Here is an 11,741-nt window from a genome sequence, read left to right on the forward strand (position 1 = left end):
GAACGCTAATAATCTATACTATACCCGAAAAATCCCTATGTTCCTTGTCGTGCAGTTCTTCCGGAGTCAATGACTTGAAATATTCGAAAACCTTTTTTAAGCCTTCAGCACGCCCTACCTTGGGTTCCCATCCCAATATTTCCTTGGCCTTTGTTATATCGGGTTGTCTTTGTAAAGGATCATCCTTAGGTAATGGTCTATAAACAATTTTCTGATGGGTACCTGTCAATTGGATGATCTCTTGTGCGAATTCCAGTATCGTAGTCTCGTGCGGATTACCAATATTAATGGGATTGGTATAATCACTCATCAACAAACGATAAATTCCCTCGACCTGATCATCGATATAACAAAAAGATCGTGTTTGTGAACCATCGCCAAAAACGGTTAAATCCTCACCTCGTAGTGCCTGCCCCATAAATGCCGGTACCACACGGCCGTCATTTAACCGCATTCGAGGTCCATAGGTATTGAAAATACGGACGATGCGGGTATCTACTTCGTGATAACGATGATAGGCCATGGTAATGGATTCCATAAAGCGTTTGGCCTCATCATATACCCCGCGAGGGCCTATTGGACTCACATTGCCGTAATACTCCTCATTTTGGGGATGTACTAAGGGGTCTCCATATACCTCCGAGGTGGATGCTACCAAAATCCTTGCTTTCTTTTCCTTGGCCACCCCTAACAGATTAAGAGTACCCAAAGACCCTACCTTTAAGGTTTCTATAGGGATTTTCAAATAATCAATAGGACTTGCTGGAGAGGCGAAATGTAGAATATAATCCAGTTCACCGGGCACATTCACGAACTTGGACACATCATGATGGTAAAATTCAAAATGCTCCAAGGGGAAAAGATGTTCTATGTTCTTAAGGTCACCGGTAATCAGATTATCCATCCCGATGACATGAAAACCTTCCTTAATGAATCTATCACATAGGTGAGAGCCCAAGAAACCGGCTGCACCCGTTATTAAAATTTTTTTCATTTATTCTTTGTACTTTTCATTCTTTTTAACACCACCATCTACACCGTTACGGTTGCTTTCTTTTTTCCTTCCTATAATATTTTTAACCTTTCTTTTTAAAAGAATTTTTTGCTTTAAATTTGTGAAATTGTAGTTGTACTTAAAAAAAATATAACTTAAAAACACCACCACAGACACTAACATAATTACCATGCCTAAATTTTTTGCCTTACTTCCCAAAACAATAAAGAGAACTACAAAAAGCAAATTAAAACAACCGATAATAAAACTTGCCTGTTTATGGCTTAGTCCCCAATAATCAATAAGTACATGATGAACATGGTTTCTATCTGGTGAGAAAGGTCCTTTTTTATTTGCGATGCGAATTGTAAAAACCCTGGCGGTATCAAAAAGTGGAACTATCAATATACTAATTGCGATTAATGGTGCATTTTCCAATAAAAAAGGTAATTCCGAATAGGATTGTGGTTTAAGGGCCAGGAACTTCAACGTTAAAATACTTATTATAAAACCAATAATAAGCGACCCGGTATCCCCCATAAATATTTTGCGATCAGAGGAGATGTTAAACCCAAAAAATGCAATCAGACATGCGTTTACCGTAATAGTAATCAAAGCAAAGAAATATTCACCGACCAAATAAAAAATAGTTGTGTAAATAACCATTATAACAATCCCAACTATAGATGCCAACCCATCTATACCATCAATAAGATTATATGAATTAATAATGGTCAACATCATAAATCCCCCAATGATTAAATAAATAAAATATGGTATTTCATAAATATTCAAAAAACCATTTAATGAAGTAATAGTAAAACTTGGATTTATCAAAATAAATGTTAATGCGCACGCCTGCGCAATTAATTTGGCTCCTGGGGAAATAACGACTAAATCATCTTTTAAACCTACTATAAACAAAATTGTTAAACCTGGAATTATATACATTGCTTCATCGTATAAATCCCTTCCCCTAATAAAAAACAAAGCGAAAATCAATGTGTAATAAAAAGCAATCCCTCCCAATGTTGGTGTTCTTGAAGTATGTGAACTTCTATGGTCTGGATCATCCATTAACCTTTTAACCTCAACCACCTTAATAATTTTTGGTATGGTTAAATAAGTCATAAGAAATGCTCCAATGAATAATAATATGGCGGTTTCTAGAAAAAACAAATCTTAAAATTTAATCAAAAATAGTAAAAGAAAAGACTCTATTATCATCTTTAATCCTAAACTGAATTTTTTTCTTAAACAAAACTTAGTTTAAATCTTGATTTAACTCATCAAATACTTTCATATATTCTTTAGCCAATTTTTCATATGTCAATTGCGCGATAACATATGAATATCCATTTTTCCCTAACTGAGATCTTTCCATAGAACTCAAATTCCGAAACTCATGGATTTTCTCTTTTATACTTAAAGAATCTTCCGCCTTAGTCACAAGCCCGCAATTTGCCTCTTCGATAATATTATCAGGAATATTGCAAGACATTAGTATTGGCGTTTGCGAGTACATATACTCAAATAGCTTATTTGCAGAAACCCCAAATTTGTATAAATCAACATTGCGCCAACTCAAATACAACACATCACATTGCTGATAAAAAGAATTAAGGGATTCTCTTTTAACAGATTCTAAAAACACGATATTATTGTTTCCCTTTGCCTTTTCAATCAAATTTTGTTTCTCTCCTCCTTCCCCTAATAAAACCAAATAACAGTTTGAACCTGCAAAAAAATCATTGAATGCCTCGATTATAAATTCCATAGCGTTGGCATTGCCTAGGGTGCCAGCATAGCCAATTATAAATGCATTTTCATTAAACATTTTACCTTTAAACCCCCAATCTTTTTCTTTTTGAATACCAGCAAAACCTTTTAAATCTATACCATTCGAAATCCACTTAAAATTAAACTTCTTTGACCCAAGTACCGATTCAATATGTTTGTCTGAATTCTTTAATACCGAAACTATATAGTCGGCTTTAGAATAGCATTTGTATTCCAAATGTGTTAGGATTCTGATAAACAAGCTTTTATCAGAGTAATTTCCGATACTTTTTGGAGTCATGGGCCAAAGATCCCTTGTTTCAAATATAAACTTGCAATTGGGGTAGATTAATTTAAAAAACAAAACGTTGTACACCGGAATCATCGGGGTAGATGACAAAATAATGATATCTGGCTTAGAAATTCTTGAAAATGGAGCGAAAAAGAGTAAGGCTGAAAATAAAACCCAATTGATTATTCTAATAATACTACTAGAGTTTTCATGTGCAAAGCCTTTTATTATCAAAGTAGGTAAGGCTCCTTTAAGAACTTTCATTAAACCTATTAATCCAACCTTTCTTTTAGGATTGTGAGAAAATGATGAAGTAATCAAAGTTACGTCATATCCATGCTTTAAGAACTCCGTTCCTAGAGTAAAGTGCCTACTATGGCCGTTTTCACTCAAATCAGGAGAGGTCAAATGCTCATTAATGATCCAAATTCGTTTTGTCATACTTTTAAAATAATACCATTTGAAATAATTTTGTTTAATTCCTATTGTGATATGCTATCAATTTCGAAACAATTTCTTCGCCGGTATTACCCGTACCATACAAATTAATATCAAAATTGATTTTCACATTTTTCAAATTATTAAATGTACCCAATATTCTATTTTTGTTCGGCACTGTGATAAATTTAACCTTATGTTTTATTAGTTCTTACCATTCAGTTTCTTCTCTAACCGTAATACATGGCTTCTTTTTGAAGTCCACCATTATCAGTAATAACACAAGAGTAATTTTTAGTAACCAAATCATTTCAAAATATCCAACAGGATCTAAAATTTTAATATTCTTATGAATATCGATGCCATATTCTTTTAATTTTTTAATTGTTCTTGGATGCAATGGTAGTACAACCATGGTTTTTATTGCAATCTCCCCCCAAGGCATCAAAAATAGAAGCAAGTGAATCTGGGTCATCCGTATTTTCTTGTCTATGTATCGTTGAGAGCACAAAATCGCCTAGTTCAATCTCACTTTTTGGTTTAGCGGCATCTTTGGTGTGAAAAAGGGCAGCATCGTACATTACATCACCACAATGTACTTGTTTGATTTCAATATTGCTATAACCTTCATTTTTTAAGTTATCAATAGCTGTTTGAGTTGAGCAAAAAAGGGTATCACTTATGTGATCGGTTAAAATTCTGTTGACTTCTTGTGGCCTAAGCATATTAAACGAACGAAACCCGGCCTCCCTATGTGCGACTTTGATATGTATCTTCTTTGCAGCTAACCCACCTGCAGTGGTAGCATTGGTGTTACTATAAACCAATACCCAATAAGGCTTTTCGGCCACCAAGACCTCTTCCGTTTTTGCTAGCATTTTTCCTTTCATTGTCCCATGAGATAAACTCTTGAGATCAAGATTATAATGGGGCTTAGGAATATCCATTTGATTAAAGAACACTTCACTCATATTCCTATCAAAATGCTGACCGGTATGCTCAATAATCTCTTGAATCTTAGCGTCATTAACTTCATTATACCTAAATATGGCCCTACTCACATCTGCAGCTTTAACAAATTGTGGGCGCGCACCATCTATAGTGATAATCTTCATTTTATAACTTTTGAAATTGTCTTAAACTATTTTTTAAGAACTCGTTATCATTCCGCATTAAAAGTGGGATTATAATCGCATAAAATATAATTCCATTGTATCTAACCAATAAAGATTCAAATCCCATCAAAATAACTATAGCTATGATTGCGGCTAGCACATATGGATTCCGAAGACCCTTGGAAAATATCAAACCAATTGGTACAATTAATATAACAAATGCAATTATACCTGCTTGTAGAAACGTTTGAAAAAACTGACTATGTGCATTGTACTGATTTTTTGCTAAGGTTAAATATGAGTTGGCCGAATATTCTTCTTGTAAAACATCATTAGCGTCACCAATACCATACCCCATAATTGGACGTTTTTTAATCAATTCCATACAAGTGTGATAAATCAAGATTCTTGATTGCTCAGAAGTAGTATAATTGTAATTTTTCTTTTCCTTAAAAGTTATGATTCTTTCATAAAAGGTTTTTGTCCTTGGATTTAAAAAAATAAAAAGAATAACCGCACTTAATGCGAGCAAACCTAACCCTATTCTCTTTTTCATGTCTCCAAAATAAAATATAAAAAGAAAAGCATAAGACAATAAAACCATCAACGCAGCCCTTGAGGATAATAAGAATAAATAAACAAGTAACGCAGCGAAAACTATATACTTGAACCTAATTCCATTTTTGCCAAAATATACAAGACTTATTAAAATGTAAAGGGCAATATAAGTGGGGTGTATGGTATTAGAAAACCTTGTTCCAAAAAAATGGTTGCCTCCATGATTAAACGATTCGTAAAAAGAAAAACCACCTTCGTATGAAGCATCAAAAATCAATTGACTCTCGACAATACTAAGGGAGTTGTTGAGGGCCAAGAAAAGATTAATTGCCATTGATGCCAATATACCTATGAGTAGCATAGTAAACAACTTTCTTAATACATCTTCATTTTCTCGTATATACAATAAGAGTAAGGGGAAAATAGCAATGGGTATCATTCTAGTGATTAAATCGATACCGGTTTTAATGTTATTTGTATATATAAGGCTTATAACTAATAAAATCCATAGGATAGGAAGGCATAGAAAATATAAATCTTTTTTATCAATCTTACTTTTATTTTTTATGCTATAAAACGCACCCAAAAGCATCGCTATTACAAAAAATGGAGTAGATGGATTAATGCTAATAGGCAACAATAAAAAACCTATTAAAATCGAATTCCAGAACAAACTTAAAGTAGGTTCTTCACCTAGCTTAACGAATAGCTTCTTCATAAATAGCGTGAAATTTTTCAGATATTTTTTCCCATGTAAAAGCTACTGATTCTATTCTAGCCTTTTTACTCATTTCTTGGTAATTTCCAATAATTTGTTCAATCCCACGTAATGTATCTTCAGGGTCGCTAGCCTTTATTGCCACACCTACGGTGTTATTTTCGAAAAAACCATCTACCGCTTCATCTTTACAGTATAATATTGGCAAGCCTTGCGACATTGCTTCAATGTAAACTAATCCAAAGGTTTCTTTTATAGATGGCATGGCAAAGATATGACAGCTATCAAAAATGCCTTGAAGCACCTTAAAATCGCTAATTCGCCCCAAATACTTTACGTTTTCATCAAAGAGTTTTTCTACATCCTTTAAAAAAGGTCCGGAACCAACAATATCCAGTGTTGCTTTATGATTACTTTTAGCATTAAACAATTTCATTGCTTTAATAACCACATCAAGTTTTTTGCGTTTTATAATTTGGCCAACGTAAAGTAATTTTAAAGGTTCTGATATCGTTTTGACCCTGGAATTGGTGGCAAACCACTTTTGGTCTACTGCATTGGGTATAACTGCAACCTTATTGTCAAAATCCTTAAAAAAAGAGCTTAAATATTTTTTTTTGAAAAGGTTGACATACGTAGGATTAATAAAAATAACCCTTTCCGCTGAAGACATAATCTGGTTGCCGAACTTTCTTTCATGCACCATGAGTTTAAAGAAATAAAAAAGATCTGTGGCACGAACACTCACAACATAGGGAATGCCAAATTTTTTTTTTATTAAGTACGCCACGCCACCATCACTGAACAAAAAATGAGCATGAACCAAACCTACGGACCCAATCTCGACTTTTGAAAGTAAATCATTATAAATAATTTTCAACTTTCGCCTAAACCTCAATTTGAATAAAAAATTGTCTTTCAATACATGTGAATACACATATTCGCAATTGGGTATGGTATCATCTCTATTACCATTTAACTGTGCCGAATTTCGCACAGGAACGTAAATAATTTGATCATACCCTTTTTCAGAAAGCTTTTTCGTCAGGTTTATATAGATCTTTTGAATTGCAAAAGCACTTGAGATCTGTAGTAATTTATCTTTCATAATCCTTGTTCAAAAAAAGGTAAGCAAAAAATACAAAGAATGCTAAACCATGTGTTAACAAAAGCGTTGTGAAAAAGGAGGTGTTCATATAATAGATATAAACGAATACCAATCCGAAAAAAATAGGATTCATCTTAATATGCTTTAAAATCAAAAAAACGAAACCAATAAAAAGTGAATGTAATATTACTCCTATATACCCAAATGAAAAATAACCCTCCGTAATTAAGCCTACGTTTGCATTTAGACCTTCTTTTTCAAGCAACACTTCGCCTACATAATAATTTGGAGATTGTTCCAAAGGATAGTCCATAAAATATTCACCAATAGAATTGTGGCTCCAAAACGTAGGGTTTTCTCCAAAAAAAGAGTAAAAGGAATTATCCATTCTTGCGGGCGTAAACAAAACCCTTCTTACAAATGAATTTACTAAAAAGGTGTTGTCCGTTATAATAAAAACTAGTAAACCAAGAAAACATAAGCCAAAAAATAGATACAGTAAATAGTGAAGCTTGTCAATATACGCTTTGCCTTTAAAAAAGAAAACCGCAGCGATCATACCTATGAAAATACTCTTCAAAGCACCTATCAAAAAAATAAATGATATCATAAAAATAGAAAGACCAACCAGCCAAAACTTTTTTTTCACAATACCGATAATTAACAAAGAAGGCAATATTACTCTCGACAAGGGTGCGCTTAAATACCCGAAATAGCGATCTTGAATTTCTCGAAAATAATATCGTGTTTCATAAACATCGGCCAACAAAAGATTTTTGAGTTTCACATGAGGCAGATATTTTATAAATATGGGTACAAATAGCACAATAGAAATCAATAAAACAATGCTCAACATTTGCCCTTTAAAATGTATTACACTAAAGTTTAATTTGAAAAATGAACAAACGAAGAGTACTAATAAAAGAATACTGTGTGCAAAGACTGGTTGTATGATGCCATCATTAAACTGATAATACATCACCTGACCAAAAAAATATAGTACGAAAATCACATGCCAAATGGTATAAAAAAAATCTCCCTTAACCTTGGTGCCTAGAAATAGCATGGGAATAAAAAATAGCCAGCCTATAATTACTTTGGCTATTTTTATATCATGGTCATGCCCCATATAACCGTACATGTCCTTTATTATAAAAACATAGACAATTGATATAATTACAAAAGTTATAGCCTCTAATAAAAAAACACTCTTTTTACTATGTCTGAGTTTTAATTTCAATTTGATATTTATGGGTTTGATATATTATTATAGCCCCATATAAAAGGTAGAAAAAGACAATTATGCCCGTGTACAACCAGATATATTCTTTAATAGTATAACTATTTGGGTAAAATAAAAACAATATTGAGATGAATTTTGTTATCTCCCAAATTGAATTTGTCTTGAACTTCTTTAATGCAATTAGCACCTTACCTAGCGGAGAAAAAACCAGCATGACCGCTGATGCATACACTAAAATTTTTGAGTATTCACCCGACTTCTCCCACCCATCACCGCCTATTAACACAAATATCGATTCTCCAAAAAACTCGATTACAACTATAAATAAAAAAGAGACCATAATTAATAACGACATAAGCGATAAAACCAATGGCATCACTTTTTCTTTTTTATTGATCAAATTGCTAACGCGTTGAAAAACTACTTGCGAAATAGCAACCGAAACAAATACCGAAGGAATAGCCAGGATTCTTTGGGTAAATTCTAAAAAACCTACTTCTTTAAGGTCAAAATTATTCAAAATCAAGAACGTTAATGCCCCTAAAGCAAAGGTGTTAAGCACATTTGGCACCAAAGTGTATAAAGGCAGTTCTCTATACTCCTTTAATACCTTTTTAATTCTAGTTTTACTAATTAACCTAAAAGGACTAATTTTATCAGCCTTCCAAAAAGAGTAAAAACCTTGAACCACATTGCCCACAAAATCACCAACCACAAGACCATGTGGATTCTTGAAAAGACCAATAATCACTTGTACTACACCTTCACCAAGCCTTCTTGAAATTTTACTGGTAGATGATAATGCAAATTTTCTATTTCGAATGAGATATAGGTTAAACACATTAAAAACCGCATAAAAAAATACGCTTAATGGAAGTAAAAACAGAGCAATCATGTTCATGTCTATTAACAGCCCCACTACAAAATCAGAGAAAAGAAAGAAAAACAACAAGGTAACAAGAAATATCACACCACTAATAAGTAAGCATAAGTATATTACATGTTTAGAATCCGAATCTTTCTTAGGTAAAAGAATAGCATTTTCATATTTGAGGCACGAGAGTGCTACTAAAATCGAAAACGTCTTTAGGTATACATCATAGGCTCCAAAGTCTTCAGGTGAAAATGTACGTTTTAGGAACGGTTGTAAAAGAATCGGTATTAAACTTGCAACTATCACACCCATTGCCAAAACCATCACATCTTTTGACACATTCAGAATAGATTCGTCGCCTTTTTTTATTTCCGGCATACATTAATATTTGAGCCTTGCTAACTTAGTGCTGTTTAACAAACATTTTCCTAATTGAAAAACCTTTGACTCCTATAATTCGTTGAGTCAATCAATAGCCTTCTAACTTTCATGTCATAAATGAGGTTTATGGTTAACTCATAATCTAGGTGTATAACTTTCTATCTTTACACGTCTTTAGAATAGTGTAGTCTAAAATAAAACCCTACTACTTCAAAAACCCATGATACTCTCCCTTTAGCCCTATCGGCTTGGCATTTCGGATATCGTGTACAATTTCAATAGCCGTTCTGGCCGCATCAACGCCGTAACCCTTACCCGCTAGTATGTCTTTATAGACCATGGTATGAAGGTCCTTAAAACCGCCGCTAAACTCCAATTCCTCGCCATTAATGGTAATGGACCTAAAGGTGGTCTGCCCTTTTTCCTTAATTTCTTTCGGCAAGTACTTTGAACTGATCGAAAGAAACCATTTTACCCGGGCATTCTCGAACTCCAAATAGCCCGCGGCGCGGTCGTTTTCGTGCACGTGTACAATATTTTGCTGTACATCGCCGAATATCCAAGAGAGCATATCATAAAAATGCACCCCTATGTTGGTAGCTATACCCCCTGACTTTGTCTTGTCTCCTTTCCAAGAGGTATGGTACCAGTGTCCCCTTGAGGTGAGATAGGTAAGGTCTACTTCAAATTTTGTATCCTTCTTTGCATTCTTTACTTTCTCTCTCAGGGCAATTATACTTGGATGTACCCTTAGTTGTAAAATGTTGTATATTTTCTTGCCCGTTTTTTCCTCAACATGCTGTAACTTATCTACGTTCCAAGGGTTGAGCACCAAAGGTTTTTCACAAATGGCATCAGCCCCACTGCGCAATGCGAACCGAATATGCGCATCGTGTAGGTAATTGGGCGAGCAGATACTTACATAATCCAAGTAGGTATCCTTCTCGTATTTCAACTTTTCTATATGGCGGTCAAAACGTTCGAATTCGACGAAAAAGTCCGCATTGGGAAAATAGGAATCGATTACACCCACACTATCGCCTTTATCGAAAGCCGTAAGTAAATTGTTTCCTGTATCCTTAATGGCTTTCATGTGCCTGGGCGCTATATAGCCTGCTGCGCCAATTAATGCGAAGTTTTTCATCTAAAAGAGTTTATTATGTTTGATGTTATATATTCTAGTTCGTCGGTGGTTAAATACGGATTCATGGGAAGGCTCATGACCTCTGTAGCACAAGTCTCGCTAATGGGAAAATCACCCTTTTTATGTCCTAAATAAGCAAAACATTCCTGTAAATGCATGGGTATAGGATAGTGTACCGCGGTAGGAATACCAGCTTCTTTCAGCTTAGACTGGACTTCTTTCCGATTTTTGATTCTAATGGTATACTGTGCCCAAACCGAGGTTCGGTCTTCTTTTATGCTCGGTGTCGATACATAGCTCTTGAGCAATTCGGTATATTGTTTGGCAACCTGCTGCCTTCTTTCAATATCCTTCCCGTAATGTCGAAGCTTTACGTTCAGGATAGCGGCCTGAAGGTTGTCCAATCGTCCGCCCATACCGATATATTTGTGGGTATAGCGCTTTACCTGTCCGTGTACGCGCATCGCTTTCATTTTCTCGTAAAGCTTTCGGTCTTGTGTAAAGACCGCTCCCCCATCACCAAAGCATCCCAATGGTTTTGCGGGAAAGAAACTGGTACAGCCAATGGTTGAGGCCGAACAACTTCGTTTTCCCTTGTAAAGGGCCCCAAAGCTCTGTGCGGCATCCTCGATTACCGCCAAGTTATGCTTGGCTGCAATTGCGTTGATTTCGTCCATATCGGCCATTTGCCCATATAATGATACTGGCATAATAGCCTTTGTCTTGTCGGTAATGGCATTTTCGATTTGAGAAACATCAATATTGAAGGTTTCTTCATCTATATCGACAAAAACCGGTTTTGCCCCCAAACAGGCAATGGTCTCGGCCGTTGCGATAAAGGTAAAGGGCGTGGTTATGATTTCATCGCCTCCGCGTATGCCCAATGCCATCATGGCCAATAGCAGGGCATCGGTACCCGACGAGACCCCTAAAGCGTAATCGCTTTTGACATATTCTTGCAGCGATGCCTCCAGTTCATTGATCTCCTTGCCCAAAATATAACGGGCCGATGACATAACATCCAAGGATACCCGCTCAAATTCGGCGCTATGCTCGTCATAGGCTTTGGTCAGGTTGGCAAAATCGATTTTCATATA

10 protein-coding genes are annotated in these 11,741 nt (G+C 35.1%); all 10 read right to left on the minus strand.

Annotation, left to right across the window (positions count from 1 at the left end; all coding sequences use genetic code 11):
* Nucleotides 1–13: 13 nt before the first annotated feature.
* Nucleotides 14–994 (minus strand): UDP-glucuronic acid decarboxylase family protein, encoded by a 981-nt coding sequence (locus tag LX92_RS00985; protein WP_109648412.1) that lies wholly within the window; start codon nt 992–994, stop codon nt 14–16.
* The gene (locus LX92_RS00990) at nt 995–2,173 is read right to left on the minus strand and encodes a glycosyltransferase family 4 protein (protein ID WP_109648413.1); all 1,179 of its coding nucleotides are present in this window, start codon (nt 2,171–2,173) and stop codon (nt 995–997) included.
* Between the two features lie 85 nt (nt 2,174–2,258).
* Nucleotides 2,259–3,506, minus strand: coding sequence for a glycosyltransferase family 4 protein (locus tag LX92_RS00995; protein ID WP_109648414.1), 1,248 nt, complete (start codon nt 3,504–3,506; stop codon nt 2,259–2,261).
* Nucleotides 3,507–3,883: 377 nt separating this feature from the next.
* The gene (locus tag LX92_RS01000) at nt 3,884–4,618 is read right to left on the minus strand and encodes a UDP-N-acetyl glucosamine 2-epimerase (protein WP_223308300.1); all 735 of its coding nucleotides are present in this window, start codon (nt 4,616–4,618) and stop codon (nt 3,884–3,886) included.
* Nucleotide 4,619: 1 nt separating this feature from the next.
* Nucleotides 4,620–5,894, minus strand: a complete 1,275-nt coding sequence (locus LX92_RS01005) for an O-antigen ligase family protein (protein WP_109648415.1) — start codon at nt 5,892–5,894, stop codon at nt 4,620–4,622.
* Nucleotides 5,875–7,002 carry a glycosyltransferase family 4 protein gene (locus LX92_RS01010; RefSeq protein ID WP_109648416.1) on the minus strand — a complete coding sequence of 376 codons (1,128 nt, stop codon included), beginning with the start codon at nt 7,000–7,002 and terminating at the stop codon, nt 5,875–5,877. The genes LX92_RS01005 and LX92_RS01010 overlap by 20 nt, the downstream gene beginning before the upstream one ends.
* A complete protein-coding gene (locus LX92_RS01015) occupies nt 6,992–8,242 on the minus strand; it encodes an oligosaccharide repeat unit polymerase (RefSeq protein ID WP_146197783.1) in 1,251 nt (416 codons plus the stop codon). Before LX92_RS01015 ends, LX92_RS01010 begins: the two co-directional genes overlap by 11 nt.
* The gene (locus LX92_RS01020; protein WP_109648418.1) at nt 8,220–9,497 is read right to left on the minus strand and encodes a lipopolysaccharide biosynthesis protein; all 1,278 of its coding nucleotides are present in this window, start codon (nt 9,495–9,497) and stop codon (nt 8,220–8,222) included. Before LX92_RS01020 ends, LX92_RS01015 begins: the two co-directional genes overlap by 23 nt.
* A 208-nt stretch (nt 9,498–9,705) precedes the next feature.
* Nucleotides 9,706–10,644: a Gfo/Idh/MocA family protein gene (locus LX92_RS01025; RefSeq protein WP_109648419.1), complete on the minus strand. Its 939-nt coding sequence runs from the start codon at nt 10,642–10,644 to the stop codon at nt 9,706–9,708.
* Nucleotides 10,641–11,738: a DegT/DnrJ/EryC1/StrS family aminotransferase gene (locus tag LX92_RS01030; protein ID WP_109648420.1), complete on the minus strand. Its 1,098-nt coding sequence runs from the start codon at nt 11,736–11,738 to the stop codon at nt 10,641–10,643. Before LX92_RS01030 ends, LX92_RS01025 begins: the two co-directional genes overlap by 4 nt.
* Nucleotides 11,739–11,741: the final 3 nt, after the last annotated feature.

Origin of the sequence: Maribacter polysiphoniae (assembly GCF_003148665.1) — a bacterium.
In the GTDB taxonomy this organism is placed as follows: Bacteria; Bacteroidota; Bacteroidia; order Flavobacteriales; family Flavobacteriaceae; genus Maribacter_A; species Maribacter_A polysiphoniae.

Excerpts from the sequence above, each read along its gene's own strand:
- LX92_RS00985 (WP_109648412.1), bottom strand. The coding sequence starts at position 994 with ATGAAAAAAATTTTAATAACGGGTGCAGCCGGTTTCTTGGGCTCTCAC.
- LX92_RS00995 (WP_109648414.1), bottom strand. The coding sequence starts at position 3,506 with ATGACAAAACGAATTTGGATCATTAATGAGCATTTGACCTCTCCTGAT.
- LX92_RS01000 (WP_223308300.1), bottom strand. The coding sequence starts at position 4,618 with ATGAAGATTATCACTATAGATGGTGCGCGCCCACAATTTGTTAAAGCT.
- LX92_RS01005 (WP_109648415.1), bottom strand. The coding sequence starts at position 5,894 with ATGAAGAAGCTATTCGTTAAGCTAGGTGAAGAACCTACTTTAAGTTTG.
- LX92_RS01010 (WP_109648416.1), bottom strand. The coding sequence starts at position 7,002 with ATGAAAGATAAATTACTACAGATCTCAAGTGCTTTTGCAATTCAAAAG.
- LX92_RS01020 (WP_109648418.1), bottom strand. The coding sequence starts at position 9,497 with ATGCCGGAAATAAAAAAAGGCGACGAATCTATTCTGAATGTGTCAAAA.
- LX92_RS01025 (WP_109648419.1), bottom strand. The coding sequence starts at position 10,644 with ATGAAAAACTTCGCATTAATTGGCGCAGCAGGCTATATAGCGCCCAGG.
- LX92_RS01030 (WP_109648420.1), bottom strand. The coding sequence starts at position 11,738 with ATGAAAATCGATTTTGCCAACCTGACCAAAGCCTATGACGAGCATAGC.